This window comes from Frankia sp. AgPm24 (assembly GCF_023243055.1).
Taxonomy (GTDB): Bacteria; Actinomycetota; Actinomycetes; order Frankiales; family Frankiaceae; genus Frankia; species Frankia umida.
The window spans coordinates 1-25824 of the sequence record NZ_JALKFW010000140.1; the positions used below are offsets into that span (position 1 = coordinate 1).

The 25824-nt window shown below is 73.0% G+C and carries 20 protein-coding genes; 18 read left to right on the forward strand and 2 right to left on the reverse strand.

Features of this window, described 5'->3' with window-relative positions; genetic code table 11:
* Window positions 1–1402: 1402 nt before the first annotated feature.
* Window positions 1403–2383, forward strand: coding sequence for a chromosome partitioning protein (locus MXD61_RS06235; protein ID WP_248811875.1), 981 nt, complete (start codon window positions 1403–1405; stop codon window positions 2381–2383).
* Between the two features lie 32 nt (window positions 2384–2415).
* On the opposite strand, the gene fxsT is transcribed toward MXD61_RS06235, so the two are convergent.
* Window positions 2416–4455 (reverse strand): FxSxx-COOH system tetratricopeptide repeat protein, encoded by a 2040-nt coding sequence (gene fxsT, locus MXD61_RS06240; protein WP_248811876.1) that lies wholly within the window; start codon window positions 4453–4455, stop codon window positions 2416–2418.
* 119 nt (window positions 4456–4574) lie between these two features.
* Between fxsT and MXD61_RS06245 the strand changes: the two genes are divergently transcribed.
* The 8 genes from MXD61_RS06245 (at window position 4575) to pheT (ending at window position 13265) form a co-directional block, all read left to right on the forward strand.
* Window positions 4575–5426: an SseB family protein gene (locus tag MXD61_RS06245; RefSeq protein WP_248811877.1), complete on the forward strand. Its 852-nt coding sequence runs from the start codon at window positions 4575–4577 to the stop codon at window positions 5424–5426.
* Between the two features lie 378 nt (window positions 5427–5804).
* A complete protein-coding gene (infC, locus tag MXD61_RS06250; RefSeq protein ID WP_163549636.1) occupies window positions 5805–6416 on the forward strand; it encodes a translation initiation factor IF-3 in 612 nt (203 codons plus the stop codon).
* A gap of 233 nt (window positions 6417–6649) precedes the next feature.
* Window positions 6650–6844, forward strand: a complete 195-nt coding sequence (rpmI, locus tag MXD61_RS06255) for a 50S ribosomal protein L35 (RefSeq protein ID WP_163549632.1) — start codon at window positions 6650–6652, stop codon at window positions 6842–6844.
* A gap of 50 nt (window positions 6845–6894) precedes the next feature.
* Window positions 6895–7275 (forward strand): 50S ribosomal protein L20, encoded by a 381-nt coding sequence (gene rplT, locus MXD61_RS06260; RefSeq protein WP_248811878.1) that lies wholly within the window; start codon window positions 6895–6897, stop codon window positions 7273–7275.
* Between the two features lie 146 nt (window positions 7276–7421).
* Entirely contained in the window at window positions 7422–8237 is an 816-nt protein-coding gene (locus MXD61_RS06265) for an RNA methyltransferase (RefSeq protein ID WP_248811889.1), read from the forward strand.
* A gap of 68 nt (window positions 8238–8305) precedes the next feature.
* Window positions 8306–9397: a HAMP domain-containing sensor histidine kinase gene (locus MXD61_RS06270; RefSeq protein ID WP_248811890.1), complete on the forward strand. Its 1092-nt coding sequence runs from the start codon at window positions 8306–8308 to the stop codon at window positions 9395–9397.
* Window positions 9398–9490: 93 nt separating this feature from the next.
* A complete protein-coding gene (pheS, locus tag MXD61_RS06275) occupies window positions 9491–10594 on the forward strand; it encodes a phenylalanine--tRNA ligase subunit alpha (RefSeq protein ID WP_163549630.1) in 1104 nt (367 codons plus the stop codon).
* Between the two features lie 4 nt (window positions 10595–10598).
* Window positions 10599–13265, forward strand: coding sequence for a phenylalanine--tRNA ligase subunit beta (gene pheT / locus MXD61_RS06280; protein ID WP_248811879.1), 2667 nt, complete (start codon window positions 10599–10601; stop codon window positions 13263–13265).
* Here pheT and MXD61_RS06285 read toward each other — a convergent pair.
* On the reverse strand, window positions 13262–15529 hold the full coding sequence (locus MXD61_RS06285) for a WD40 repeat domain-containing serine/threonine protein kinase (RefSeq protein WP_248811880.1): 2268 nt from the start codon (window positions 15527–15529) through the stop codon (window positions 13262–13264). The two genes, pheT and MXD61_RS06285, sit on opposite strands and share 4 nt — an antisense overlap.
* Window positions 15530–15798: 269 nt before the next feature.
* Here MXD61_RS06285 and argC point away from each other — a divergent pair, with 269 nt between their 5' ends.
* The 9 genes from argC (at window position 15799) to MXD61_RS06330 (ending at window position 25351) form a co-directional block, all read left to right on the forward strand.
* On the forward strand, window positions 15799–16827 hold the full coding sequence (argC, locus tag MXD61_RS06290; RefSeq protein ID WP_248811881.1) for an N-acetyl-gamma-glutamyl-phosphate reductase: 1029 nt from the start codon (window positions 15799–15801) through the stop codon (window positions 16825–16827).
* Between the two features lie 31 nt (window positions 16828–16858).
* Window positions 16859–18019 carry a bifunctional glutamate N-acetyltransferase/amino-acid acetyltransferase ArgJ gene (gene argJ / locus MXD61_RS06295; RefSeq protein ID WP_248811882.1) on the forward strand — a complete coding sequence of 387 codons (1161 nt, stop codon included), beginning with the start codon at window positions 16859–16861 and terminating at the stop codon, window positions 18017–18019.
* Window positions 18016–19044: an acetylglutamate kinase gene (gene argB, locus MXD61_RS06300; RefSeq protein ID WP_248811883.1), complete on the forward strand. Its 1029-nt coding sequence runs from the start codon at window positions 18016–18018 to the stop codon at window positions 19042–19044. The genes argJ and argB overlap by 4 nt, the downstream gene beginning before the upstream one ends.
* Window positions 19041–20303 (forward strand): acetylornithine transaminase, encoded by a 1263-nt coding sequence (locus MXD61_RS06305; RefSeq protein WP_248811884.1) that lies wholly within the window; start codon window positions 19041–19043, stop codon window positions 20301–20303. Before argB ends, MXD61_RS06305 begins: the two co-directional genes overlap by 4 nt.
* The gene (gene argF, locus MXD61_RS06310) at window positions 20300–21292 is read left to right on the forward strand and encodes an ornithine carbamoyltransferase (protein ID WP_248811885.1); all 993 of its coding nucleotides are present in this window, start codon (window positions 20300–20302) and stop codon (window positions 21290–21292) included. Before MXD61_RS06305 ends, argF begins: the two co-directional genes overlap by 4 nt.
* The gene (gene argR, locus MXD61_RS06315) at window positions 21289–21993 is read left to right on the forward strand and encodes an arginine repressor (protein WP_248811886.1); all 705 of its coding nucleotides are present in this window, start codon (window positions 21289–21291) and stop codon (window positions 21991–21993) included. Before argF ends, argR begins: the two co-directional genes overlap by 4 nt.
* A gap of 63 nt (window positions 21994–22056) precedes the next feature.
* Window positions 22057–23259, forward strand: a complete 1203-nt coding sequence (locus MXD61_RS06320; RefSeq protein WP_248811887.1) for an argininosuccinate synthase — start codon at window positions 22057–22059, stop codon at window positions 23257–23259.
* Window positions 23260–23315: 56 nt separating this feature from the next.
* Entirely contained in the window at window positions 23316–24710 is a 1395-nt protein-coding gene (gene argH, locus MXD61_RS06325; protein WP_248811891.1) for an argininosuccinate lyase, read from the forward strand.
* A complete protein-coding gene (locus MXD61_RS06330) occupies window positions 24695–25351 on the forward strand; it encodes a DNA-3-methyladenine glycosylase (RefSeq protein WP_248811888.1) in 657 nt (218 codons plus the stop codon). The genes argH and MXD61_RS06330 overlap by 16 nt, the downstream gene beginning before the upstream one ends.
* Window positions 25352–25824: the final 473 nt, after the last annotated feature.

Here is a 25824-nt window from a genome sequence, read left to right on the forward strand (position 1 = left end):
GCCCCCGGCGGCTTCGCCGTCCCCACCTGGCTCCGCCTCCGCGCCGCAGGTGGCGTACCCGGCGCCGGCTTACGGATGGTCCCCGCCCGCCTTCGCCCCCGCGGACGCAGGTGCCTTCCATCCCGACGAGTCCCCAGGCTTCGAACCCGCGCCGCACGACGGATTCGGCCCAGCACCCGCCCCGAGCACCGACGACGGCGCGCCCGCGCCGTCCCCCGCCCGCCCCACCACCGGCTGGACCCCCGACCTGGCCGCTTTGACCCCACCAGCCCCACCGGCCCCACCCCCGCCCCTGCTTCCATCCAGGTTCGCGCCGCCCATGCCCGCCGCGCCGCCTGTGCCTGCCGCGCCGCCAGCCCCGCCGCCTATGCCTGCTGTGCCGCCCACGCCCGCCGCGCCGCCAGCCCCGCCGGCACCTCCGGGGTCTGTGGGGTCTGTGGGGTCTGTGCCAATGCCGCCCGCCTCCGCACCAATGCCGCCCGTCCCCGCGCCGACGTGGGAATCCTCGCCGTTCGGTCCCCCCGGGATGGTCCTGCCCTCAGCGCCCAGCAGCGCCGCGGCGACCAGCGGCCCAGGCAGGCTCGTCCTACCGGACGGCATGATCGCGCCGTCTGCGCCGTCTGCGCCCGCTGGGCCGGCCGCCGCGTCGAGTGCGGTCGCGCCGTCTGGGCCGTCCGGTGAGCCCGGAGGTTCCGCGTCGGCGGGCCGGCCCACGACGCCAGTGGTCCGCAGGGTGCCAGGTCCGCCGCCGACCATCCCACCGCCCGGGGAACGGTGGGGGAGCATGACGGTTCTTGTGCCGGCTGCCGGCGAGCCGGGACAGCCGACGGGGCCGCCGACACCCGGTGAGTCGCTGTTGCCCGGCGAGCCGCCGGCGCCCGGTCAGTCGTCTTCGCCTGGTCAGCCACTCGAACCGTGGGTCGCTGGCTTTTCCGGATCCGCTGCCCTGCCCGTCGAGTCTGCCTCGGCCGCGCCCGAACTACCGCCGCTGCCCTTCCCGGCTGCCGCCTCGACGCCGTCGAGCCCGCCCGTCCGGCCGCCCGAGCAGATCCCGCCGCCACCGAGCCCCGCGCCGCCACCGTTCGCCGCGCCGCCCCCGTTCGGTCCGGCAACGCCCACGCCGACCTCGGCGGACGGGTCGCCGGGCTATCACGGAGCCGAGATCACCGTGTCCGGTGGTTCCGCGGTGGCCGGGCCTGGGCCCGCGCGGCAGGACGGGCCCTGGGTGGCACCGTCCGGTGGGCCGCCGGCAGGGATCACCATGCCGGCGGCGCAGCCAGGGCCGGGGCCAGGGCCAGGGCCTTCGACGATGTCGGACGCGTGGGCCGGGTCGCCTGCACAGGCGGGGTCGGCATCCGCGGTGGGAGCGGCGGCGGGAACAGGGGCGACGGTGGCCCGCGGGGTGGTGCCACGACGGTTCGCCGGGCTGCCGGAGCGGGTGCGCAGCGCCGCCGTCCTGGCGCGGGGAGCCGCGGTGCAGCATCGGCCTTCGGTCGGGTTGGCCGGCGGGGCCGAGGTGGACGCGATCAGCGCGGCGTTCGCGCGGACGCGAGGCGGTGGCCGGCGGGTGCTGGTCGGCGGCTTCGGGGGCGGTGGCGGGCGGACGACGGTCGCCGCGGGCCTCGGTCTCGCGATGGCCGCCCACCATGGTCATCGGGTGGTCGCCGTTGACGCCTCGCCCGACCAGTGCGGGCTGCTGGCACACCGGGTGGGGCTCATCCCGCCAGGTGTCGGTCTGCGTGAACTCGCCGCGGCCCGCCCACCCGTGTCGTCCCTGGACGACGTCCGGCGCTATCTCGCCTCGGACGGTTCCGGTGGCCTCGACGTCCTCGCCGGGATGCGGGACCTCGTCGGCCCGGGGCTCGTACCCGAGGAACTGGCCTGGTCGCTGGACCTGCTCGGCCACTGGTACCCGGTGATCGTCGCCGACGCGCCCTCCGGCTGGAACCAGCCCGTCCCCGCGACCCTGCTCGCCCGCGCCGACCTGCTGGTGCTCACCGTCCGGGCCGGTGAGGCGGAGATCGCCGGGGCGGACGACGCCCTGACCTCCCTCATCGCGGCCGGCCGCGGCGACCTCGCCACCACGGTGATCGTCGCCGTGGTCGAGACCTACCCGTCCCGGCTCAGTCGCGGCGCGAGGATGCGCCTGGAACATCTCGAGGACCGCGCGTACATCACCGTGCCCGTGCCGTTCGACCCAGCGCTGGCCGACAGCCGCCCGATCAACTGGCTGCGCCTACGTCGCCGCACCCGTTTCGCCTTCCAACGCCTCGCCGGCGCCATCGCCACCGCCCCCCTCCCCGGCAGCGGCCCCGCCCTGGCCCTCGCCCGCCCCGCCCTGACCGCCGCCAGCGCGGACAACCGTCCCGCCGGCATCGGATAGCGACCGCCAGCCGGTTCCGCGGAACCGCCCCCTCAGAACCCGTCCTCCGCCGCGCCGCTGAGGCCGAACTCCGCCTCAAGCGCCGCCGCGGCCTCAACCTCACCAAGCTGGCGCAGGTCGAGGGCGAGGTTGCTGGCGGAGGTCAGGGTGTGGGGGTGGTTGTCGCCGAGGGTGTGGCGGTCACGAATGTGGATGGTGCGGTCAAGGGCGGCGGCGGCCTGGTAATCACCGTGGGCAGTCAGAAAAATGCTGACCTGTCGGACAAGATTGCGGCTGTCGGGGTGAACGGGATCGGTGGGGATGTCTGGATGCAGGGCGGGGGCGGTGGTGAGATGTGTGGACAGCTCCTCCCAGACCGGCCAGTCAGCCGGAGTTTCGGGATCGGCTTGGTGAAGGCGGGCGGTGAGCGTCCGGCGAATGGTGGCGGCGGCCGTATTCCGCTCAGCATCGGACTGTCGGGTGCGGATGACCGTGGCGAGCAGCCGGTGCAGGGTGAGGCTGCTGTCGGTGCGGCGGGCAAGGGAGTAGGCGGCGATCGTGTCGAGCGCATCGGAAATCCCGCCGGGAATCTCCGCAGCGCCTGAGCTCTGCCGCGCCCACCATCGGCGGCGGCGTTCTGGCCGTATCATCTCGGCCCGCAACAGTGTGAGCGGGATTGGTTCCGGTGCCAGCTGGGCGCACAGCTCCAGGAGCCGGACGGCACCCGGCTGACTCTGCTGGAGCCTTTCCAGGGTGACCGCCCACAGGCTGGCGATGGTGCCGCCGTGGGCAAGGTCCTCACCCTTGCCCAGCATCGCGGCCTGCTCCGTTCGGAGCCGGGCCAGATACCGCGCGGCGGAGGTGCCGGTCGCGTCGAGATAGGCGGCGGCCTGTTCCAGCGCGAGCGGTAGATCGCCCAGTACCTCGGCCAGCTCGTCGGCCACACCAGGATCGAGCGTGGGGCGGCGCCGCACGAGCAGCGCGATCGCCTCGGCGCGGTCCATCACATCGATCTCGAGCGGGTCGGCCAGCGCACCCCAGCCGGTCTGCCGGGATGTGATCAGGGTGTGACCAGATCCGGCGGGAAGCCACGGCCGCAGCCCGGCCGGGAGTTCGGCGTTGTCGTAGATGAGCAGCCACCGCCGGTGCCGTCCCAGCCATCCGAGTACCGCGGCGGCATCATCGGCGACCTGGCCGACGGACGGTACGTCCAGCCGGGCCGCGAAGGCGGCGAGCCGCGCCGGGATCAACGCGGTCTGCTCGGCGTCCACCCATAGGACGAGGTCGTAGTCGGCGGCGTGCCGATGGGCGTACTCGATGGCCAGCTGGGACTTGCCGACCCCGCCGAGGCCGTACAACGCGGTAATGGCCACCCGCCGGCCGGCCACGCCCGACGCGGAGCCGGAGCCGGAATCGAAGCGGTGATCGGTGAGCCCGGCTCTGATCTGGTCGAGCAGAGGCTGACGGCCGGTGAAGCGGCGCAGCCTCGGCGGCACACTGAACACCACGGGAATCCGGCCCGGGAACACCTCCTCCGCCGCTCCTACCGCATCCTTCGCCTCGGTCGCCGTTCCGTTCCCTGGCGCCATGCTCGTACCGGGAAATCCCTGGGACTGACGTGCCACGGCGGCGAGGCCGACAGCTTCCAGCAGGCGTCTGCGGGCGAGCGTCTCATCGATGCCACCGTGCAGGTCGCGGTAGCCGATGGTGGCCAGAATGGTCGGTATTCCGACGTCGGTTACGCGCAGCGGGATGATGGCGCGCCTGTTCAGGGCGGCGGTCCATTCCGCGGTGCACCAGTGGGAGTCGAAATAGGTCGGGGAACAGATCGCGATGGTGCTGGCGGCGGCATCCATCTGGTCGCTGATCCAGGTGACGAAGTTCGCCCCGGCGGGGGAGTCCCACGCCTGCAACCTGACCCGCACCCGCCGGCCGTCCGCCCGGACCTGTTCTTCCAGAACGGCCCCGACCCAGGTGGCCCAGGCCTCATCCGCGCCTGTGTAGGAGACAAAGAAATCCACCGGTTCGACATCGCCCGCCGGGGGCGGGCCAGCCGTGCGCTGTTCTCCTGTGCGCTGTTCCCCCGTGACCACACGGATCAGCCTGACATATCCGCCGCGGATGGTCACCGGTGCGTCACCCCACCATCAAGGGGTGGTGCCGACGGTTCCGCGGAACCGTCACCAGGGTGCGCGGCAATAGGCTGGGCAGCATGGCGCGGGATCTGCTGAAACCGGCGGGGCAGGGTGACCAGGGGGAGGCCGACGCGGAGCTCGCCCGGGTGCTGGCCGCGGCCGGTGACACCGGGCGCATCGACCCGGCGGCACTCACGGTGGCGCTGCGGGAGGCCCGGGTCTTCGTCGGCGTGGAAGCGCAGGCCACCTCGGTCGATGAGGCCACCGGAGCCGATCGCGGCAGCGAGATGGCACTGATCACGCTGCGCACCGCGTCCGGAGCGAGCGCCCTGCCGGTCTTCACCAGCGTCGCCACGCTCGCCGCCTGGCGTCCGGCCGCCCGGCCGGTTCCCGTCGCCGGGCCGGACGCCTTCGCGCAGGCCGCGCAGGAAGGCCTCGGCGCCATGGTGATCGACGTCGCCGGCCCGCACACCGCCAGCCTCGACCTGCTGCCCGCCCGCGAACCCAGCCCCGAACTCGATGACCAGTCGCTTTCCGCGCTGCGCCCGCCGACCGATCCGGACGGCCCGCTGTCGCGCACCCGCGTGCGGTCCGCCCTGCGCGCCCTCGCACTGCCGATCACCGCCTGGCCGGCGGAACTCACGGCGCGGCCCGCCGCCGACCCCGCACCCGCCAGCCCCGCCGCCGCCGCTGCCGCTGCCGAGGCCGATTCCGCCAGCCCTGCCGGTGGAGTCGGGAGCGGTGGGCGGCCGGTGCTGGTCGTGATGCCGCGTGGCCGGGCGGGGCGTCAGCTGGACGGAGTCGAGGTGGCCCGGCTGCTGTCCGAACAGCTCGGCGGCGGATCGGGCATCGCCGTCCTGCTGGTCGGGGCGGGCCTCGGCCAGACCCTGGCGGTGCGCCGCCAGCTCGGTCACGGCCTGCACGCCTGACCTCACATATCCCGCCAGGTCGACCTGCCCCGGCGGTGCCGCCGCGCCAGCCACCCGAATCCACGAACAAACCGCCCAGGGGGAGTTCGGGGGTGCGGTGCGTCGGGTGCGAGTGATCGCCACTTGGGCGGGCTGGGTGCTAGTCTTGGCAGAGACCGATGCCGGTCGGCTCCAGCTGTCCGACGGTGCCGTCGTTTGCGACGGTTCCGAACGGGGGCGCGGAGCCTGTCCGGCAGGACCAAGCGGGGGTTCGCCCTCCACCCGAGTCACCGGAGTTCCTGCGGGCCTCGTTCGAGGCGGTAGGCGCGGTGGCCGGGTCGCCGGTCGGCCGAGCCGTTCCCGCGGTTGTCGGCCGGGAGCCTGGTGTCACCAGGCTCGGTGCTCCGCTGCGGTGAGGTCGCGCCCGCGCGTCGAGCAACGGAGGAACACATCAGCACAGAGTCCCGCATCAACGACCGGATCCGCGTTCCCGAAGTGCGCCTTGTCGGCGCCGAGGGCGAGCAGATCGGCATCGTCGCGATCGGCGAGGCCATGCGTATGGCCCAGGAGGCCGACCTCGACCTCGTCGAGGTGGCGCCGACGGCGCGTCCGCCGGTCTGCAAGCTGATGGACTTCGGGAAGTTCAAGTACGAGTCCGACCAGAAGCGTCGGGAAGCTCGGAAGAACCAGGTCCAGACCGTCATCAAGGAAATGAAGCTGCGCCCGAAGATCGACCCGCACGACTACGAGACCAAAAAGGGTCACGTCGTGCGGTTCCTGAAGGCCGGCGACAAGGTCAAGATCACCATTATGTTCCGTGGCCGGGAGCAGTCCCGTCCGGAGCTGGGGATCCGCCTGTTGCAGCGGCTGTCCGCCGACGTGGCCGAACTCGGCTATGTCGAGGCCCAGCCCAAGCAGGATGGTCGAAACATGACCATGGTGATGGCCCCGCACAAGGGTTCTTCCACCAAGCCACAGCGGCTGCCGGAGTCCGCGGCTGGCTACCTCTGATCAGGCCTGACCGGCTCGGCCCGGCCTGATCCGTCAGGTCTGGCCACCGCCGGCCCGGGTGTACCCGATATGGGTGCGTTCGGTTAGATGTGCCCGGCCTGTTTTTTGGCCCGGTCTGGCCGGAGACGGCCTGACCTGCGCGGTCGTACCGCACGTGGGCGGGGAGTCCCGTCGCGCGGCGGTATCGCCATGCCGGTCGTTCGACCAACCACGTCCACCGTCAGGATGTTGACATGCCCAAGCAGAAGTCCCACAGCGGCGCGAACAAGCGGTTCTGGATCACCGGCTCCGGCAAGGTGATGCGGCGGCGGGCCGGCCGCAACCACCTGCTCGAGCACAAGTCGAGCCGCCGCACCCGTCGCCTTGAGGGTGAAGTTCCGCTGACCAAGGCCGACGACCGCCGGATCAAGCGCCTGCTCGCCCGCTAGGGCGCCCACACGATTCCGGCCGCACCCGAACGAAGGAGACAGGTGCCCTCATGGCACGCGTGAAGCGGGCGGTCAACGCCCAGAAGAAGCGTCGCACGGTCCTGGAACAGGCCAGCGGCTACCGGGGCCAGCGCTCCAGGCTGTACCGCAAGGCCAAGGAGCAGATGCTCCACTCGATGACCTACTCCTACCGGGACCGTCGCGCGCGCAAGGGCGACTTCCGGCAGCTGTGGATCACTCGTATCAATGCCGCGGCGCGGGCCAACGGCATGACCTACAACCGCTTCGTGCAGGGCCTGAAGCTGGCCGGCGTCGACGTGGACCGCAAGATCCTCGCTGACCTGGCTGTCAACGACGCCGCGGCGTTCGCGGCGCTGGTCGAGGTGGCCCGGGCAGCCGTGGCCGCGGCGCCGGAGCCGAGCGCAGCCTGAACCCCGCACGAGATCGGACGGTGCAGGCAGCGGGTGACCCCGCCGTGGCTCCTGCCGCTGTCACCGCCCCTGCCCACGCCCGGGCCGCCGCCGCTGGTGCTGCTGCCACCCGGGCCAGGGCAGGGGTCGGGGCCGCGGCCGCGGCGATCGGGCCGCGGTCGGTTCGGGTAGGCGCCGCGCGGCGGCTGCACAAGGCCGCCGAACGGCGGGAACAGGGGCGGTTCCTGGTCGAGGGCGCGCAGGCGGTCGGCGCCGCGGTGGCGGCGGGCGCGCTGCTCGAGGTGTTCGTCGGGGCCACCGCCGCGGCACGCCACGAGGTGTTGCTGCGCACGGCCGGTGTTCCGGTCCGGGTGGTCACCGAGGCGGCGGCCGCGGCGCTCTCGGAGACCGTGACCCCGCAGGGACTCGTCGGCGTCGCCACGCTCCCACGGCACCGGCTCGCGGATCTGGTCGCACCCCGGCTGGTCGCGGTGTGCGTGGCGGCGAACGATCCCGGTAACGCGGGCACCGTGATCCGCAGCGCGGACGCGGCCGGGGCGGACGCGGTCGTGTTCACCGGCAGCGGCGTCGACCCGTTCGGTGGCAAGTGCGTGCGCTCGTCCGCCGGCAGTCATTTCCACCTTCCGGTGATCGTCGAAACAGAGCCGGTCGAGACCATCGCCGGGCTGCGCGCCCAGGGGTGCCGCATCGTCGCCACATCGGGCGGCGCGGCGCGCGACATCGACGCGGCGGTGGCCGCCGGAGACCTCGACGGACCGACAGCCTGGCTGTTCGGCAACGAGGCACACGGACTCGACGCGGCCGTGGCGGCTGCCGCGGACTCGACACTTCGGGTCCCGGTGTACGGTCAGGCCGAGTCCCTGAATCTTGCGGTTGCGTCCGCGCTGTGCCTGTACGCGTCGGCGCGGGCGCGGAGAACGGCCGGTACCGAAGGCACCGGAGGAGGTGGTCGGCGGTGGTGAACATCATCGCGTCGACGTCCGCCCCGGAGGGTTCGACCAGCACCGCTGATCCGGCACCAGGCGAGGCCATGACTGCTGACGACGAACCCGCCGGCCCGGCCATGTTGGACGGGCCCCTCCCCGTGGCCGCCTTCGACCTGTTGCCCGACGCCATCGTCGTCACCGACGCGGCCGGCACGGTCGAGGTGTTCAACCGCGCCGCGTCCCGCCTGTTGGGCGTACCCGCGCGTCCCGCGCTGGGGCGTCACCTCACCGAGGTGCTGCCGCTGCTCGACGAACGCGGCAACGACTGGTGGGAGTGCTCGGCGGTCAGCCGCCGGATGCCCCGGGTCGTCGGGCAGCCGGAGCGGCGCCTCACCTACGCGGGGTCCGACCATGACCGGGACTTCCACGTCACCGTCCAGTTCACCCGGGTCGCCGGTCGGCTCGCGCGGGTGTCCCTGGCGCTGCGCGACACCTCCAGCCGGGAACGGCTCGAGCGCAACCGGGCCGATCTGGTCGCCACCGTCGCCCATGAGCTGCGCTCGCCGCTGACCAGCGTGAAGGGTTTCACCGCCACCCTGCTCGCCAAATGGGACAGATTCACCGACGAGCAGAAGAAGCTCATGCTCAACACCGTCAACACCGACGCCGACCGGGTGACCCGCCTGCTCGCCGAGGTGCTCGACGTCTCCCGGATCGACTCCGGGCGCATCCAGGTCCGCAAGCAGATCATCGACCTGCCCGCGCGGCTGCGCGCCGTCCTCGAGGGAAAGATCGCCTCCGGCGCGGCCGGGGCCGGCCGGTTCGTCCTCGTCGAAGAGGGCGAACTGCCCGAGATGTGGGTCGATCCGGACAAGCTGGAGCAGGTGCTGCACAACCTGGTCGACAACGCGCTGCGCCACGGAGCGGGTACAGTGACCGTGCTGTTGCGCGGTGAGGAGTCCGGCACGGAGGTGCGCGTGTCCGACGAGGGCGAAGGTGTTTCCGAGGCGAACGCCGCCCGGGTGTTCACCAAGTTCTGGCGCGGTGCCAGCCGCGGCAACGGCACCGGCCTCGGCCTCTACATCGCCAAGGCGCTGATCGAGGCGCATGGCGGCACGATCTCCGTGGGCCGGGCTCCCAGCGGCGGCGCCGAGTTCCGATTTTTCGTGCCCGCCGGCGGTCCGGTCTTCGGCTGAGGTCAGCCGAACCGGGCGTTCCCGGCGGGCGCCCCGGGCCATTCCTGTCTGCGTCACCGACACCACCGGTGAGCGTCACCCCTGGAGAGTTCCGTGCCCGCCCCTGGAGAGACAGTCGACCCGTCCCGGGTCCACTCCCTCGACCCTGACCAGCTGGCCGCGGCCGTCACCGCGGCGCTGGCCTCGATCACCACCGCCACCGATCTGGACGCCCTCGCCGCCGTGCGGACCGCCCATGTGCAGGGCGACAACGCCCCGCTGGTGCTGGCCCGCCGTGAACTCGGCGCGCTGCCGCGGGAGGACCGCGCCGACGCCGGCCGCCGGCACAACGCCGCCCGCGCGCAGGTGCAGGCCGCCTACGACACCCGGCTGGCGCAGCTCACCGCCGAACGCGACACCCGGGTGCTGCGCGAGGAACGGGTGGACGTCACGCTGCCGCCCGCGCGGCGCCGTCGCGGCGCGCGCCATCCGCTGAGCTCGCTGTCCGACCGGCTCGTCGACGTGTTCGTCGCGATGGGTTACGAGGTCGCCGAAGGCCCCGAGGTCGAACACGACTGGTTCAACTTCGAGGCCCTCAACATGGCCCCGGACCATCCCGCCCGCAGCATGCACGACACGCTCTACGTCGAACCCGCCGGCTCCGGCCGGCTGCTGCGCACCCACACGTCCCCGGTGCAGATCCGCTCGTTGCTGGCCCGGGACCTGCCCGTGTACGTGGTCGCCCCCGGGCGGACCTACCGCAACGACGCCATCGACGCGACCCACTCGCCGGTGTTCGGTCAGCTCGAGGGCCTCGCCGTCGACGAGGGCATCACGATGGCCGACCTGCGCGGCACCCTCGCGACCTTCGCCGAGGCGCTGTTCGGGACGGGACTGTCCACCCGGCTTCGTCCGTCCTACTTCCCGTTCACCGAGCCATCGGCCGAACTGGACGTGCAGTGTTTCTCCTGCCACGGCGAGACGGCCCGCCAGCCGTGTCGGGTCTGCTCCGACGAGGGCTGGATCGAGATCCTCGGCTGCGGCATGGTCGACCCGAACGTGCTGCGGGCCGCCGGTGTCGATCCGACTCGTTACAGCGGATTCGCGTTCGGGATGGGCCTGGAACGCGCCGCGATGATCCGCTATGGCGTCCGCGAGATCCGTGACTTCGTCGACGGGGACGTCCGTTTCGGCCTCCCGTTCGGAATCGAGGACTGACGCCATGCTCATCGTGATGTCCTGGCTGCGGGAACACGTTCCCGGTCTGCCGCCCACGCGGCCGGTCGCGGACGCGCTGATCCGCGCCGGTTTCGAGGTCGAAGGGCTGCGCACGGTCGGCGGCGACGTCTCCGGTGTGGTCGTCGGCGAGATCGTCAGCTTCGAGGCGGTCGAGACGAAGAAGAAGACCGTCCGCTGGTGCCAGGTCCGCGTCGCCGACTCGCCTGTCGCCGAGGACGCCGCCGGCGCCGCCGCTGGGGCTGGGGCTGGGGCTGGGGTCGAGGATGACGCGGGTGCGGTGCGCGGGGTCATCTGCGGGGCGCTGAACTTCGCGGTCGGCGACCGGGTGGCCGTCGCGCTGCCCGGGGCGGTGCTGCCCGGCGGGTTCGCGATCACCGCACGCAAGACCTACGGCCATCTCAGCGACGGGATGATCTGCTCGGCACGCGAGCTCGGCCTCGGCGAGGACCACGACGGCATCCTCATCCTGGAGCCGTCGACGCCGCTGGGCGCGGACGTCGCCACGCTGCTCGAGCTCGCCGACGAGGTGCTCGACATCGCCATCACCCCGGACCGCGGCTACGGACTGTCCGTGCGTGGCATCGCCCGGGAGGCCGCCACCGCGTTCGCGCTGCCCTTCGACGACCCGGGCCGACCCGAAGCCGCCGTCGACGGCGGTGCTGGAACGTCCGGTGCTGGAACGTCCGGTGCTGGAACGTCCGGTGCTGGAACGTCCGGTGCTGGGACGTCCGGTGCTGGGGCCGGGTATCCGGTGGTCGTGGCGGACACCGTCGGCTGCGACCGGTATGTCGCCCGGGTGGTCACCGGTGTCGACCCGGCGGCCGTGACGCCGATGGGGTGGGCGCGGCGACTGGCACTGTCCGGAATGCGTTCGATCTCGGTGCCCGTGGACGTGACCAACGCCGTGCTGCTCGGCCTCGGCCAGCCGCTGCATGCCTTCGACCGGGCGAAACTCATCGGGACGATCGTCGTGCGCCGCGCCGCGCCCGGCGAGACACTGCGCACCCTCGACGACGTCGAGCGCGTCCTCGACCCCGAGGACCTGGTCATCGCGGACGACTCCGGGCCGATCGCGCTGGCCGGGGTGATGGGCGGTGCCAGCACCGAGATCTCGGCGACGACCACCGACATCGTGCTCGAGGCCGCGCATTTCGACCCGATCAGCGTCGCCCGGACCGCGCGCCGGCACCGGCTGTCCTCCGAGGCGTCGCGCCGCTTCGAACGCGGTGTCGACCCGGCGCTGCCCGCGGTCGCCGCCGCGGCCGCCGTCGACCTGCTCGTCTCGCTCGCCGGTGCCACCAGCGAGCCGGGCGTCACCGACATCGATCATCGTCTGGCCACCCCGGTGGTGCCGTTGCCGCTGGGTGAGGCGCAGCGACTGGCCGGACGTCCCTACCCGGCCCAGACGGTGCTGCGCCGGCTGGCCGACGTCGGCTGCACCATCTCCGGGGTGACCGAGGACGGGTCAGAGCTGCCCGAGGGGTCAGAGCTGCCCGAGGAGACGGTGCTGGCCGTCGTCCCGCCGCCGTGGCGGCCGGATCTGACCCGGCCGGCGGATCTCGTCGAGGAGATCGTCCGGCTGGAGGGGTACGACACGATTCCGGTGACACTGCCCCGGCTGCCCGCCGGACGTGGCCTCACCACGGCGCAACGGCTGCGACGAGAGGTGGGGCGGGCGCTCGCGCACGCCGGCCATGTCGAGGTGCAGACGCTGCCGTTCGTCGCCGAGGACGCCGCCGACGCGCTGAGCCTGGCCGCGGACGACCCGCGGCGCGCGGCGGTCCGGGTCGCGAACCCGATCGCCGAGGACGCGGCCTACCTGCGGACCACGCTGCTGTCGGGGCTGATCGGCGCCGCCGTGCGCAACCTCGGCCACGGCCAGCAGGACCTCGCCCTGTTCGAGACCGGCCTGGTCTTCCGGGAGCGTCCCGGCGGTCCGGCGCGGGTCAGCGTCCCACCGGTGGATCGCCGGCCGAGCGCCGACGAGATCGCCGACCTGGACGCGAGCCTGCCCGAGCAGCCCCGTCACCTGGCGGCGCTGCTCACCGGCCGAGCCGAGCCGGCGGGCTGGGCGGGGCCGGGCCGAGCGGCTGACTGGGCGGACGCCCTCGACGTCGCCCACCTCGTGGCCGAGGCCCTCGGTCTGAGGCTGACCGTCACCGCCGGTGACACGATGCCGTGGCATCCGGGCCGGTGCGCGGCGCTGTCGCTGGCCGGACGGCCGGTCGGGCACGCCGGTGAACTGCATCCGCGGGTACTCGCCGACGTGGGTCTGCCGGCGCGGTCGGTGGCGCTGGAACTGGACCTGGACGCGCTGCTCGAGGTCGCCGCGGTCGCCCCGCCGGTCGTCGCACCGTCGATCTCGAACTATCCGCCGGCGGATCGGGATGTGGCGCTGGTCGTCCCCGTCCAGGTGCCCGTCGCGCGGGTCACGGCGGCGCTGCGGGAGGGAGCCGGTGCGCTGCTGGAGTCGCTGACCCTGTTCGATGTGTTCGAGGGCGCGCAGGTCGGGTCGGGGCAGCGGTCGCTGGCCTTCGGTCTGCGCCTGCGGGCCGCCGACCGCACGTTGACCGCCGCCGAGGCGAACGAGGTCCGCGACGCCGCCGTCGCGCTGGCCGCCGACCGCACCGGCGCCACCCTGCGCTCCTAGCCGGAGCGCCAGAAGCGGATGGTGTGATCCTCGGAGGCGCTGGCCAGGGTGTGGCCGTCCGGGGAGAACGCGACCGACCACACCCCGGCGGTGTGTCCGGACAGGACGGCCACCGGCTGGCGCCCACCGCTGCCGTTGACATCCCACAGCCGGATGTCGCGGTCGCGGAAAGTGTTGGACGCACTGGCGAGGATGCGGCCGTCCGGCGAGAACGCGACGGTCCGCACCGCGCCGGTGTGCCCGGTGAAGGTCGCTCCCAGGGTCGGATGGGTCGGGTCGGCGATGACGCACAGCCGGACCAGACCGTCGTCGCTGGCGCTGGCCAGGGTGCGACCGTTCGGCGCGAACGCCAGCGACCGGATGGGGCCGCCGCTGGTGCACAGGGTCGCCAGGCGCCGCGGGTCGTTCGGCTGGGTGACGTCCCACAGCCAGCTGGACCCGTCCCTGGCGCCGCTGGCGAGCATCCGTCCGTCCGGGGAGAAAGCGAGTGCCCACACGCCGCTGTCCGCCCCGGGAAAGGCACTGAGGCGCTGCGGGTTGGCGGGATCGGACACGTCCCACAGCCAGACCGACCGGTCGGTCCCGCCGGTGGCGACGAGGGGTCGCGTCGGCGAGAACGCCACCGACAGGATGCCGCTGGCCTGCTGGTCGAAGGGGACGGGCAGGGCCTGCGGCCGGGTCGGATCGGCGATGTTCCACAGCCGGGCGATGTGGCTGGCCGGCAGCTGGGCGGCGGTGGCCAGCAGCTGTCCGTCGCGGGAACCGGCGAGGGCGCGCACCGGGGAACCGTCCCGGGGCAGTTCACCGATGGTCGCCGGATGGGCGGGATCGGAGATGTTCCACAGCCGCGCCTCGCCGTCCTCGGCGCCGGTGACGACACTGCCGTCCGGACGGAACATCACCGACGTGGCCGTGTCCGCGCGGGCGGGCAACGTGAGCAGCGGGCGTGCCTTCGACCAGTCGGCCGCCCTGGCCGGATCGTGGCCTGGATTCGGGCTGGGCACCGTGACCGGCGGCGGGCCCGCACCGCCCGCGGTGGAGCCCTGGCCGCCGAGCAGCACCACACCCGCGAGCACCGCGAGCACGGCCACGCCGAGTACACCCAGAACCGCCGCTGTCCGCGCCCGTTCGCCCGCCCCTCGCCCCGCGCGCCGGTGCTGCCGGGACGGCCGGCGCGGGTCGACCGGCGGCGGCGTGGCCGGCGGCAGGGTGGCCGGCGGCAGGGTGGCCGGCGGCAGGGTGGAGGCGTCCGGGGAAGCGTCGGTCGGTGCACCCGGGCGCGCCACCGGTACCGCGGGCAGGGCCCTTGGAGTGGGCGGAGCAGCCGTGGACGTGGACGCGTGGCCGCTCGTGACGGGGGCCTGCGCTGGCGCTGGCGATGCGTCCTGCAGGGCGGCGCGGATACCGGGGGACAGGTGCAGGACGAGCCTTACCCGGTCGGTCCAGCCGGGACCATGACTCAGGGTGGCGGCCCGGGCGAGGGCGCGGGCGAACGTGTCGGCGTCGCGATGCCGCCTGGTCGGGTCCTTCGCGAGCGCGCGCAACACGACCCCGGCGATCGGGGTGGGGACTCCCGTCAGGGGCGGGGGTGGATCGTGCAGATGCTGCTCCCACAGGGCCTCGACCGACTGGAGCGGATCGAAGGGCGGTCGTCCGGTGAGCAGGTGGTAGAGCAGGACGCCGAGGGCGTACTGGTCGGTGGCCGGACCGATCCGGCCGCGGCGGATCTGCTCGGGCGCCATGTACATGGGGGTGCCGGAGACGCTGCTGGCGGTGGCCGCGACCCCTTCGAAGATCTTGGCGATACCGAAGTCGGTGACCTTCACCGCGCCGTCGGCGGCGAACATGATGTTGTCGGTCTTGATGTCTCGGTGGAGCACGCCGCGGGTGTGCGCGTGCTGCAGGGCGGCCGCGACGGCCAGACCCACGGCGGCGATCTCCGGCGCGGTCAGCCCGGCGCGGCTGTGGGCGAGGGTGCCGCCGGCGAGCAGCTCCATCACGACCAGGCAGAGCCCCTCGGCCTCCACATAGTCGTGCACACGCACGATGTGTGGATGGTCGAGCCGACCCAGCGCCCGTGCCTCGGCCGCGAACTCGAGGCGGACCGCCTCGGCCCGGTCCGCCTCCATGACCTTGATCGCTACCGGCCGGCCGATCTGCCGGTGCTGGCCGGACAGCACGAGCCCGAACTGACCCGAGCCCAGCCGATCGCCGACCTCGTAGCCGGGCAGGGCGCGCTCGACCCGGTCCCGATCGACGATCACCGCTGTGTCGGGCGGGCATGTCGCCCGACCCTCGTCTCCCCCGTCATTGAGGCGTCAGCTTAGCGAGCTGCCACATACCGTCACGCAGGTGTCGCACCCGGACGCGACCTGGCGACCCGGCGTGAGGGGGCCAGCGCCGGACCGGCCGGCTCGCACGGCCCCTCGGGGCGGGGCAGGGCCTGTCAGAGCGGGGCGGGACCCGTCGCGCCGGGCCTCGACTTCAGCGAAAACGATTGAATGAACATGCGGGCGAGTGTATAAGTTCTCGTATGGGAGTGACGGCGGCGGTGGCGGGAGCAAGCGGCTACGGCGGCGGGGAGCTGCTACGCCTGCTGCTCGGCCATCCGGATATCGAGATCGGCGTGCTGGCGGCGAACACCTCCGCCGGCCTGCCGGTGACAGACGTGCACCCGAACCTGCCCGACCTCGAAGGTCGAGTCTTCGCTGACACGCAGGCACTTGTCGAGAGCAAAGCAGACCTGATCTTCCTCGCGCTGCCGCACGGGCAGTCGGGAGCGGTGGCCGCGGCCCTGCCCCAGGGCGTCCGCGTGGTCGATCTCGGCGCCGACCATCGGCTGGCCGATCCGGCCGCCTGGGCCCGGGCCTACGGCGGTGAGCACGCCGGTAGCTGGACATACGGGATGCCCGAGCTGCCCGGCGCCCGGGCGCGCATCGCCGCCAGCACCCGGGTCGCCGCGCCGGGCTGCTACCCGACGGCGTCCTCGCTGGCCCTCGCGCCGGTGCTGGCCGCGGGTCTGGTCGAACCGCGGGATCTGACGGTGGTCGCCGCCAGCGGCACCTCGGGCGCGGGCCGATCGGCCAAGGTGAACCTGCTCGGCAGCGAGGTGATGGCCGACCTCACCGCCTACAAGGTGGGCACCCACCAGCATCGCCCCGAGATCGCGCAGGCCCTGTCCGGGGTCGCCGGGGTGCCGGTCAGCCTGTCGTTCACGCCGGTGCTGGCCCCGCTGCCACGGGGGATTCTGGCCACCTGCTCCGGCCGCGCGCTCCCGGGTGTCGATGCGGAGGTCGTCCACGAGGCGCTGCGCGCGGCGTACGCGGGGGAGCCGTTCGTGCGGGTGCTGCGGCCCGGGCGCTGGCCGCGCGCGGCCGCGACGCTGGGCGGCAACGCCGTCCACGTGCAGGGCACGTACGACGCCGAGTCCGGCCGGGTGATCGTGGTCTCCGCCATCGACAACCTCGGCAAGGGTGCGGCCGGCCAGGCGCTGCAGTGCGCCAACCTGATGCTTGGCCTGCCCGAGACCACCGGGCTCACCGCCCAGGGCATCGCACCGTGACCACCCCCGTCAGGCGCCTGGGAGGGCAACTGTGAGCGTCACCGCCCCACGGGGCTTTCGCGCCGCCGGCGTGGCGGCCGGGCTGAAACCGTCCGGCAACCCGGATGTCGCCGTCGTCGTCAACGACGGCCCCCTCGATGCCGCCGCCGGCGTGTTCACCCGCAACCGCGTCCAGGCCGCGCCGGTGCTGTGGACCCGCCAGGTGCTCGCCGACGGGCGGGCGCGCGCCGTGGTGCTCAACTCCGGTGGGGCGAACGCCTGCACCGGCCCGGCCGGCTTCGGGGACACGCACGCCACCGCCGAACACGCCGCGAGCCTGCTCGGTATCGGCGCCGGGGAGGTCACGGTCTGCTCCACGGGGCTGATCGGCGTCCGACTGCCCATGGAGAATCTGCTGGCGGGCGTGACCCGCGCCGCCGGTGAGCTCGACGGCGACGGTGGCGCCCGGGCCGCCGAGGCGATCCGCACCACCGACACCGTCGCGAAGATGGCGGTCCGCACGTCCACGACCACCCCCGGCGTCACGGTCGGGGGAATGGCCAAGGGCGCGGCGATGCTGGCTCCCTCACTGGCCACGATGCTCGTCGTCATCACCACCGACGCGGTGGCCGACGCCGCCACCCTGGCCGACGTCGTGCGGGAAGCCTCCCGGGTGAGCTTCGAACGGGTCGATTCCGACGGCTGCCTGTCGACCAACGACACGGTGCTCCTGCTCGCCTCCGGCGCCTCCGGGGTCAGCCTGCCCGCGGGCGAACTCACCGCGCTGGTCTCCGAGGTGTGTGTCGATCTGGCGCAGCAGATGCTGGGCGACGCCGAAGGTTCGACGAAGACCATCGCGATCACGGTCGTCGGCGCCGCCAGCGAGGCCGACGCCCTGGAGGTCGGCCGCGCCGTCGCCCGCAACAACCTGCTCAAATGCGCGCTGTACGGCAAGGACCCGAACTGGGGTCGGGTGCTCGCCGCGGTCGGCACCACCACGGCCGCGTTCGAACCCGACGCGCTGGACGTGTCGATGAACGGCGTCCAGGTCTGCCGCGCCGGCGCGCCCGGGGCCGACCGTGATCTCGTCGATCTCGCCGACCGGCGGATCGACATCCTCGTCGACCTGCACAGCGGCACCGACGAAGTGACGATCTGGACCAACGATCTGACCGACGGCTACGTCTACGAGAACTCGGCGTACTCGACATGACCGACACCGCCGCATCGCCAGCCGCCGAGTCAGGCGGCACCGAGTCGGCCGCCGTCCCCGCGGGTGCTCGTGGGCCCGCGGCGACCGCCCGTGGGCATGCCGCGCTCGCCAAGACGCATGTCCTCATCGAGGCGCTGCCCTGGCTGTCGCGGTTCCAGGGCGCGACCATCGTCGTCAAGTACGGCGGTAACGCGATGACGGAGCCGGCGCTGCGGGCCGCCTTCGCCGCAGACATCGTCTTCCTGCGCTACTCGGGGTTGCGGGTCGTGGTCGTCCACGGTGGCGGCCCGCAGATCACCGCGCATCTGGCCCGCCTCGGCGTCGAGTCGACGTTCGTCGGCGGCCTGCGGGTGACCACCCCCGAAACGATGGACATCGTGCGGATGGTGCTGCTCGGCCAGGTCAACCGCGACGTCGTCGGCCTCGTCAACGACCATGGCCCGTTCGCCGTCGGCCTCTCCGGTGAGGACGCGAACCTGTTCACCGCGAAGCGCAGGCCCGCGATCATCGACGGCCAGCCGGTCGACGTCGGCCTCGTCGGTGACATCGTCAAGGTCCGCGCCGAAACGGTCAACGCCCTGCTCGACTCCGGCAAGGTGCCCGTCATCGCCTCGGTGGCCCGGGGCGTCGACGGCGGTGTCTACAACGTCAACGCCGACACCGCCGCCGCCGAACTCGCCGTCGCCCTCGGCGCGACCAAACTCGTCGTCCTCACCGACGTCGAAGGTCTCTACGCGGACTGGCCGGCCAGCGACGAGGTCCTCAGTGAGCTGACCATCACCGAACTGGAAGCCCTCCTGCCCACCCTCGCGTCGGGCATGATTCCGAAGATGGAGGCCTGCCGCCGGGCGGTGCGCGGCGGTGTTCCACAGGCCCATGTGCTCGACGGCCGGGTCCCGCACGCCCTGCTGCTCGAGATCTTCACCGACGACGGCATCGGCACCCTGATCACCCCGGGCACCGCCGTCGAGCCCACCGTCACCCCGGCGTCCGCTGCCAGCACCGAGACCGGAGACAGGCCATGAACGCCGATCTACTCGCCCGTCGGGACGCCGTGATCATGGCGACCTATGGCCGTCCGGCGCTGTCGCTGGTGCGCGGGCAGGGCACCCGGGTCTGGGACGACACCGGCCGGGAGTACGTCGACCTGCTCGGCGGCATCGCGGTCAGCGTGCTCGGCCACGCCCATCCGGCGATCCGCGCCGCCGTGCTCGCCCAGTTCGACACGCTCGGGCACGTGTCGAACCTCTACGCCAACGAGCCGCAGGTCCGCCTCGCCGAACGCCTCGTCGAGCTGCTCACCGCGCACACCCCCGGCGGCAGCGACAACGGCGCGGCCGCCGGAGCCGGTGTCGGCGGCGCGAAGGTCTTCTTCGCGAACTCCGGTGCCGAGGCCAACGAGGCCGCCATCAAGATCGCCCGCCGGACGGGGCGTCCGGAGATCATCGCCGCCGAGAACTCCTTCCACGGTCGGACTCTCGGCGCGCTGTCGATCACCGGGCAGCCGGCCAAGCGCGCCCCGTTCGAACCACTGCTGCCCGGCGTGCGTTTCGTTCCCTACGGCGACGCGGCGGCGCTGCGCGCGGCGGTCGGCGAACAGACCGCCGCGGTGTTCCTCGAACCGACCCTCGGGGAGGCGGGTGTCGTCCCGCCCCCACCCGGCTACCTGGCGGCCGCCCGAGCCGTGTGCGACGACGCGGGGGCGCTGCTCGTCCTCGACGAGGTCCAAAGCGGTGTCGGGCGGACCGGGGCCTGGTTCGCGCACCAGAGCGCCGGGGTTCGCCCCGATGTCGTCACCCTGGCGAAGGGGCTCGGCGGCGGGCTGCCGATCGGCGCCTGCGTCGGTCTTGGCGCCGCCGCCGATCTGCTGCGCCCCGGCGACCACGGCAGCACCTTCGGCGGTGGGCCGATCGCCTGCGCCGCGGCGCTCGCGGTGCTCGACACCATCGTCGCCGACGGTCTGCTCGAGCACGCCCGTACGGTCGGGGACCGGCTGGCGGCCGGCATCCTCGCCGCCGCGATACCGGGTGTGCTGAGTGTGCGCGGGCCGGGCCTGTGGCGGGCGATCGAACTCGACGGTCCCTACGCCCCGGCCGTGGAGATCGCGGCCCGGCAGGCCGGCTACCTGGTCAACGCGGCGGTGCCGACCGCGATTCGGCTCGCCCCCCCACTTGTCCTCACCGATGCCGAGGTGGACGCCTTCCTCGCCGTGCTGCCGGGTGTGGTCGCCCAGGCACGTGAGGCAGCCGAGCTGCCCGGGGAAGGCTCTAAGGTCAGCGCATGACGGCCCGACACTTCCTGCTCGACACCGACCTGACCTCCGCGGAACAGGCCGCCGTGCTCGACCTCGCCGACGGTTACAAGGCCCGGCGGCGTGCGCCGGGCCCGGCGGACCGTCCGCTGGCGGGTCGCTCGGTGGCGCTGCTGTTCGAGAAGCCCTCGACCCGCACCCGGCTGTCCTTCGACGTCGGGGTCGCCGAACTCGGCGGTCATCCCGTCGTCATCGACGCGGCCAGCACCCAGCTGGGCCGTGGCGAGACCATCGAGGACACCGCCGCCGTGCTCAGCCGGTACGTCGACGCGATCGTCGTGCGGACCTTCGCGCAGGAGCGCCTCGAGCGACTCGCCGCCGCCGCGAACGTTCCCGTCATCAACGCCCTGTCCGACCACGCCCATCCCTGCCAGGCCCTCGCAGACCTGCAGACCATCCGGGAACGGCGCGGCGGTCTGGCCGGGCTCACCCTGACCTACCTCGGCGACGGCAACAACGTCGCCCACTCCCTGCTGCTCGCCGGCGCCCTCGCCGGGATGCGGGTGCACGTCGCCTCGCCCCCCGGCTACGAGCCGTTCGAACAGGTCGTGCGGCACGCCAACGAGATCGGAGCGGCCACCGGCGGGGAGGCCCTGGTCATGCACGACGCGTTGGAGGCCGCCGCCGGCGCCGATGTGCTCTACACCGATGTCTGGGCCTCGATGGGGCAGGAGGGCGAGTCCGACAGTCGCTCGCTGGTCTTCCAGCCCTACCAGCTCGACGAGAAGGCGGTCGAAGCCGCCAAGCCCGACGTCCTGGTCCTGCACTGCCTGCCGGCACACCGGGAACTGGAGATCTCCGGCTCCGTCCTCGACGGCCCGCACTCGGCCGTGTTCGACCAGGCCGAGAACCGACTGCACGCGCAGAAGGCCCTGCTGTCGCTGCTGTTCGCGGCCGAGGCAGGCGTGGCCGAGGCAGGCACGGGCGGGACAGGCGCGGGCGGGGCGGACGCGGCACGATGAACGCGGTCGACACCGGTCCGGGCGCTGGTACCGGACTGCGGAGGGCGGCACCGCTGACCAAACACGCCCGGCAGGCCCGCCTGGCCGCGCTGATCGGTCAGCGGTCCGTGCGGTCGCAGTCGGAACTCGCCCGTCTGCTCGCCGCCGAAGGCGTGCAGGTCACCCAGGCCACGCTGTCCCGTGACCTGGAGGAGATCGGCGCGGCGAAGGTGCGGGGCGTCGACGGTGCGCTGGTCTACGCCGTCGAGGGCAACCTCGCCCCGGCCGAGACCGTGCGGCTGCCACTGACCCGGCTGTGCGAGGAACTACTCGTCTCCGCCGAGGCCAACGGCGACCTGGTCGTCCTGCGCACGCCACCCGGCGCCGCGCAGCTGTTCGCCTCCGCGCTCGACCGCGAGGACTCCCCGGCGATCATGGGCACGATCGCCGGGGACGACACCGTCCTCGTCGTGTGCCGGGCCGCGCTGCCCACGGACGGCCCGGCCGGTGGACACGCCGGTAGCCCGTCCAGCGGCGGTGTGCCTGGCCGGGACGCCCCCTCACGGCGCAGGATGCCGGTGGGCGGCGTCGTCCCGATCGGTGGGCCGGCGCTCGCGGCCTATCTGCTGTGGCTCGCCGACGGACGGGGCCGAACCGCGGCACCGCCCGACCCGCAGCCACCCGCGCCGGCTCCCGCCGACCCGAACCACCCCGTCACCTAGCGGGCTCATCCCACAGCAGGTCCACCCCATAGCAGCTCCCACCGCACAGAAGGAGTAAGTCCCGTGACCGAACGCGTCGTGCTTGCCTACTCGGGCGGCCTCGACACGTCCGTGGCGATCGGCTGGATCGGTGCCGAGACCGGCGCCGAGGTCGTGGCGCTCGCGGTCGATGTCGGCCAGGGCGGTGAGGATCTCGAAGCGATCCGGCAGCGCGCCCTCACCTGCGGCGCCGTCGAGTCGATCGTGGTCGACGCCCGGACCGAGTTCGCCGAGTCGTTCGTCGCCCCGGCCATCCGCGCCAACGCCCTCTACATGGACCGCTACCCGCTGATCTCGTCGCTGTCGCGGCCGATCATCGTGAAGCACCTCGTCGAGGCCGCCCGCCAGCACGGGGCCGACGCCATCGCGCACGGCTGCACCGGCAAGGGCAACGACCAGGTGCGGTTCGAGGTCGGAGTGTCCGCGCTCGCCCCCGGGCTGAAGGTGCTGGCACCGGTCCGCGACTCGGGCATGACCCGGGACAAGGCGATCGCCTTCGCCGAGGAGCGGGGCCTGCCGATCGACGTGTCCAAGCGCTCCCCGTACTCCATCGACCAGAACCTGTGGGGACGCACCGCCGAGTGCGGCATCCTCGAGGACCCGTGGGCGCAGCCGCCGGAGGACGTCTTCGTCTACTCCGCGGACCCGACGGTCGCCCGCACCCCGGACGAGGTGACGGTGTCGTTCACCGACGGCATCCCCACCGCGCTGGACGGACGCCCCCTCGGGCTCGCAGACCTGGTCGCCGAGCTCAACACCCGGGCCGGCGCGCACGGCATCGGCCGCATCGACATGATCGAGGACCGCCTGGTCGGGATCAAGAGCCGGGAGATCTACGAGTGCCCGGCCGCGATCACCCTGCTCACCGCGCACCGTGACCTCGAGGACCTCACCCTCGAGCGCGACGTCGCCCGGTTCAAGCGGGGCATCGACCAGCGTTGGGGTGAGATCGTCTACGACGGCCTGTGGTTCTCCCCGCTGAAGCTCGCCCTCGACGCGTTCGTGGACGCGTCGAGCGTCGGGGTGTCCGGGGACGTGCGCCTGCGCCTGGCCGGCGGGGTCGCGCAGGTCGTCGGCCGGCGCAGCCCGGCGAGCCTGTACGACCACGCGCTGGCCACCTACGACGCCGGCGACCAGTTCGACCAGTCGGACGCGCGTGGCTTCATCGAACTGTGGGGCCTGCCGACCAAGGTCTGGGCGGCCCGTGAGCAGCGGCTGAACCCGTGACCTCGACCGATTCCGCCGCCGCCGACGCCGGCGCGCCGCCGACGGGCGGCCCGCCGATGCGGCTGTGGGGCGGCCGGTTCGCCGGCGGCCCGGCCGAGGCGCTGGCCCGCCTGTCGGTGAGCGTCCAGTTCGACTGGCGGCTGGCGCCCTATGACCTGCTCGCCTCGAAGTCGCATGCCCGCGTCCTGCACCGCGCCGGGCTGCTCGAGGACGCCGAGATCGCCGCGATGCTGTCCGCTCTGGACGGGCTCGCCGACGACGTCGCGACCGGGGCGTTCCGGCCCACCGTCGAGGACGAGGACGTCCACACCGCCCTCGAACGCGGCCTGTTGGAACGCCTCGGTGCCCTCGGCGGCAAGCTACGCGCCGGGCGCAGCCGTAACGACCAGGTCGCCACCGACCTGCGGCTGTATCTGCGCGACCATGCCCGCCAGGTCGTGGTCCGGCTCACCGAGCTGTCCCACGCCCTGGTCACCCTGGCCGAACAGCACGTGGACACCCCGGCCCCGGGGATGACCCACCTGCAGCACGCCCAGCCGATCTCGTTCGCCCACCAGTTGGCCGCGCACGTCCAGGCGTTCGTGCGCGACACCGACCGGCTACGTGACTGGGACGCGCGGGCCTCGGTCAGCGCGCTCGGCGCCGGTGCGCTCGCCGGCTCCTCCCTGCCGCTGGACCCACGCGGGGTCGCCGCCGAGCTGGGCTTCGACCGGGCGTTCGAGAACTCCCTCGACGCGGTGTCCGACCGGGACTTCGCCGCCGAGTTCCTGTTCGCCGCCGCACTCATCGGGGTGCACCTGTCCCGCCTCGGCGAGGAGATCGTCCTGTGGACGACGCGGGAGTTCGGCTGGGTCGAACTCGACGACGCGTTCGCCACCGGCAGCTCGATCATGCCGCAGAAGAAGAACCCCGACGTGGCCGAGCTCGCCCGGGGCAAGTCGGGACGGCTGATCGGTGGTCTCACCGGCTTCCTCGCCACGCTCAAGGGTCTTCCGCTGGCCTACGACCGGGACCTCCAGGAGGACAAGGAACCGGTGTTCGACGCGGTCGACACCCTCCTGCTGGTCCTGCCGGCGCTGACCGGGACGGTGGCCACGATGCGGGTCCGCCGCGAACGGCTGGCCGCCGCCGCCCCCGACGGGTTCGCGCTGGCCACCGATGTGGCCGAGTACCTGGTCCGTCGGGGGGTGGCGTTCCGCCAGGCCCATGAGGCCGTCGGCCAGCTCGTCTCGTGGTGCGTGGCGCACGACGTCGACCTGGACGAGGTCAGCGACGACGACCTGGCGGTGATCAACCCGTTGCTCACCCCGGACGTGCGCGGGGTGCTCTCGGTGTCCGGCGCCCTGGCGGCCCGCTCCGCCCCCGGTGGGACGGCTCCCGACCGGGTTCGCGAACAGCTCGCGGCGCTGTTGCCCGTCCTGGACCGGGACCGTCGGTGGGCGATGGGCTAGCCGCGGCGTCGCACCTGTGCACCGCCGCCTTCTTCGACCGGCCCGTGCTGGCCGTCGCCCCTGATCTGCTGGGGGCGACGATCCGGCACGGGCCGGTCGTCGTTCGGCTCACCGAGGTCGAGGCCTACGGCGGGGTGGACGACCCGGCCTCGCACGCGGCACGCGGCCCGACGCCCCGCTCGGCCGTCATGTTCGGCCCACCCGGCCGGGCCTACGTCTACCTGAGCTACGGCGTCCACTGGTGTGTGAACATCGTGTGCGGCCCGCCTGGACAGGCCTGCGCCGTCCTGCTGCGCGCCGGTGAGGTGCTGGCAGGCCACGACCTGCTCCGGCCCCGCTGGCCGACGCTGCCCGAGCGTGACCTCGCCCGGGGCCCTGGCCGGCTCGGACGGGTCCTGGCCGCCGGACCCACCATGACCGGCACGAGTGTCACCGGCGACGGCCCCCTGACCCTCTACCGTCCCGCGCTGGACGCCGACCCCGGCGCCGATCCCGCCGCCGTGACCCGGACCGCGCGTGCGACCCGCATCGACAGCGGCCCGCGGATCGGGATCCGTAGCGCCACGGAGCGCCCCTGGCGGTTCTGGCTGGCGGATGACCCCACCGTCAGTGGGCCTCGCCGGCCGCCGGCCCGGCCCTGAACGGCCGGCCAAGCGGCGCCCCAGCTACGAATGCCCAGGTCACGGGCCTACTAGGGGCCCCTGAGGGGATCTTGGCTCAGACCTCTTAGCCTCGCATATCAGAACATCACTTCGAAGCGCTCCGACGGTGGTGTGATATAGGTCACACATCTGAGGCAGGGATTGATTTGACGCTCCCCGTCATCCACCCGTAATGTTCTCTCTGTCAGCGAGACACGGCGGACGCCGAACACCACGGCCGCCCCTCGCAGACGGGAACCTCCTGGCGGAGGTTCGGGGATGGCGACTGCGAGGCGGCCCCTACTGGGGAGAAGCTGACGAGCGTCGCATCACAAACTTGGCAAGTCGGAACACAGTCGCACGGATGCGGACATCTTCGTGATGGTCGTCCGGTAAGCGCCTGCTCCTTGAGAACTCAACAGCGTGCCGATTGTCAGTGCCAATATGTACTGCCCCCTTTTTCATGGCTCTGG

Coding starts and splice junctions, on each gene's coding strand:
- MXD61_RS06245 (WP_248811877.1), top strand. CDS start 4,575: ATGGCGCGGGATCTGCTGAAACCGGCGGGGCAGGGTGACCAGGGGGAG.
- rpmI (WP_163549632.1), top strand. CDS start 6,650: ATGCCCAAGCAGAAGTCCCACAGCGGCGCGAACAAGCGGTTCTGGATC.
- rplT (WP_248811878.1), top strand. CDS start 6,895: ATGGCACGCGTGAAGCGGGCGGTCAACGCCCAGAAGAAGCGTCGCACG.
- MXD61_RS06270 (WP_248811890.1), top strand. CDS start 8,306: ATGACTGCTGACGACGAACCCGCCGGCCCGGCCATGTTGGACGGGCCC.
- pheT (WP_248811879.1), top strand. CDS start 10,599: ATGCTCATCGTGATGTCCTGGCTGCGGGAACACGTTCCCGGTCTGCCG.
- argC (WP_248811881.1), top strand. CDS start 15,799: ATGGGAGTGACGGCGGCGGTGGCGGGAGCAAGCGGCTACGGCGGCGGG.
- argB (WP_248811883.1), top strand. CDS start 18,016: ATGACCGACACCGCCGCATCGCCAGCCGCCGAGTCAGGCGGCACCGAG.
- MXD61_RS06305 (WP_248811884.1), top strand. CDS start 19,041: ATGAACGCCGATCTACTCGCCCGTCGGGACGCCGTGATCATGGCGACC.
- argF (WP_248811885.1), top strand. CDS start 20,300: ATGACGGCCCGACACTTCCTGCTCGACACCGACCTGACCTCCGCGGAA.
- argR (WP_248811886.1), top strand. CDS start 21,289: ATGAACGCGGTCGACACCGGTCCGGGCGCTGGTACCGGACTGCGGAGG.
- argH (WP_248811891.1), top strand. CDS start 23,316: ATGCGGCTGTGGGGCGGCCGGTTCGCCGGCGGCCCGGCCGAGGCGCTG.